This window comes from Neobacillus rhizosphaerae (assembly GCF_050477885.1).
GTDB classification, from domain to species: Bacteria; Bacillota; Bacilli; order Bacillales; family Cytobacillaceae; genus Neobacillus; species Neobacillus rhizosphaerae_A.
Genome location: NZ_JBCNAC010000178.1, coordinates 1 through 2,187 on the forward strand (window position 1 = coordinate 1; position 2,187 = coordinate 2,187).

General features: G+C 38.4%; 2 protein-coding genes. Both read left to right on the plus strand.

The features are described 5' to 3' along the window. The first annotated feature begins 249 nt into the window (after positions 1-249). Entirely contained in the window at positions 250-885 is a 636-nt protein-coding gene (locus tag ABES03_RS23765) for an MBL fold metallo-hydrolase (RefSeq protein WP_430121350.1), read from the plus strand. A gap of 161 nt (positions 886-1,046) precedes the next feature. Continuing rightward, positions 1,047-2,138, plus strand: a complete 1,092-nt coding sequence (locus tag ABES03_RS23770; protein WP_430121352.1) for a class I SAM-dependent methyltransferase — start codon at positions 1,047-1,049, stop codon at positions 2,136-2,138. Positions 2,139-2,187 lie beyond the last annotated feature (49 nt).

Here is a 2,187-nt window from a genome sequence, read left to right on the forward strand (position 1 = left end):
GTATAAAAAAAGTGGAAAATTAGGCTTTGATTAAAATGATAGTTTTTTGCCCTGTTGATTGGAGCGGAAGGTGCGAAGACTCCTGTGGGAGTACGGTTCAGGGGAGACCCCGCAGGCGCAAGCGCCGAGGAGGCTCGCCGAAACGCCCACGGAAAGCGAAGCACCTGGAGCGGAAATCAACTGGCAAGTTTAACAGAGCCTATTAAATAGTGTAAAATAATTATATCGTATTGATTGGAGGAACTGGAAATGAAATGGCAACAACTTCCTTTAGGAAGTATTCAAACAAACTGTACTATTGTTGAAAATCCAGATAAGTCATGCTTAATCTTTGACCCAGGTGGAGAAGGAAAGAAACTAATCCATTTACTGAACCAAAGAAAACTGAAACCTAGTGCGATCCTTTTAACGCATGCACATTTTGATCATATAGGGGCTGTAGATGAAGTGAGACAAGCATTCAACATTCCTGTTTATCTACATAAACAGGAAGAAAAATGGCTTAGCGATCCCACATTAAATGGTTCTCAGTTTTTTATTCAGGTTGAATCAATTAAAGTCGCTCCTGCTGACCACCTTATTAAGGATGAGGGAACACTGAAGATAGGTGATTTTGAGTTTGCCGTATTTCATACTCCTGGACATTCACCGGGAAGTGTTTCTTATTTTTTTGAAAAAGAAGGATTTGTTATTTCGGGTGATGCTTTATTTCAAGGAAGTATCGGCCGTACGGATCTGCCAGGAGGCAATCAAGCACAGCTGTTAAAAAGCATACATGACAAGCTGCTGAGTTTACCTGAAGACACGTATGTTCTGTCTGGTCATGGACCTGTAACAACTATTATTGAAGAAATGGATAGTAACCCTTTTTTGAATGGTTTTTAATTAGAAAGTGGAGAGAACAAAGAAAAACCCCTCTCGAAGGAGAAGGGTTTTTCTGGGGGATGTTCTTTTCATATAACGGGAGGGGATATTGTTAAGCTACTAATCTAACAATATAATAACTTTAACACTATGTCAATAGTGTTAACCTAAAAGGAGTCTTTATGATTAGCTACTTACAACAATTAATTTCAACAGCACCAATGAATTTAATTTCCTATGCCGATTATATTTCAACTGCACTTTACCATCCTGAATTCGGCTATTATATGAAAGACAAACAGAAAATTGGACGGAACGGAGACTTCATAACCACAAGTAATATTTCTGATATATATGGCAGGCTGATTGCTAAATGGTTTTCTCGGGTCTGTGAGAGGAAAGAATTAAACCCGGTATTTTGTGAAATTGGTGCTGGTAATGGGCGTTTTGCAAGGGCTTTTTTAGAGGAATGGAACGAATCCATCCAAACACCAATCGAGTATATTATTGTGGAAAGTAGTCCCTACCACCGCAAATTACAGAGGGAACTGCTAAGTATAGACTTTTCCATTACCCAAGTAGAAAATCTTAATGAACTAGGGGCCTTTGAAGGAATGGTCTTTTCAAATGAACTTTTTGATGCACTTCCGGTCCATGTAATTGAAAAAGTTAATGGAGAGCTATTTGAGGTAATGATTGGCTGTCAAAATGGAAAGTTGTTCGAGAAAAGGGTCCCATTATCCAATGCAGCCATTTATTCTTTTTTAGAGGACAATCAACTGAATCTAAATGAAAACCAACGGCTAGAAGTTCCATTAATGATGGAGAATATGCTAAAGGACATTTCAAAAACCTTACTAAAGGGACTGGTTGTTACAGCTGATTATGGCTATTCAAATGCAGAATGGATGGAGCCACAAAGGGCGAGGGGCAGTTTACGAGGTTATTATCAACATCAGATGATTGATGATGTGTTACTGAATCCAGGGGAAATGGACATAACTACCCATATCCATCTTGATTCACTTATTCGAAAAGGTGAGCATGTGAATCTGAAGTTGTTAACCAAGTTAAGACAGAATGAATTTTTATTAAATGCTGGCATTCTTAAGGATTTAGAAAATCATTATGATCCTAATCCGTTCTCAGAGGTCAGTAAGCGAAATCGAGCCATTCGAAGTTTGATTATGCCTTCTGGAATGAGTGCTTATTTTCAAGTTGTTATTCAGCAAAAATCTCTACGGCTAAGTGAAAATGATTTATTTAAAGAATAGGCTCTGCTAAATTTGTCTGTTGATTTCCGCTCCAGGCACTTCGCTTTCC

Excerpts from the sequence above, each read along its gene's own strand:
- ABES03_RS23765 (WP_430121350.1), top strand. The coding sequence starts at position 250 with ATGAAATGGCAACAACTTCCTTTAGGAAGTATTCAAACAAACTGTACT.
- ABES03_RS23770 (WP_430121352.1), top strand. The coding sequence starts at position 1,047 with ATGATTAGCTACTTACAACAATTAATTTCAACAGCACCAATGAATTTA.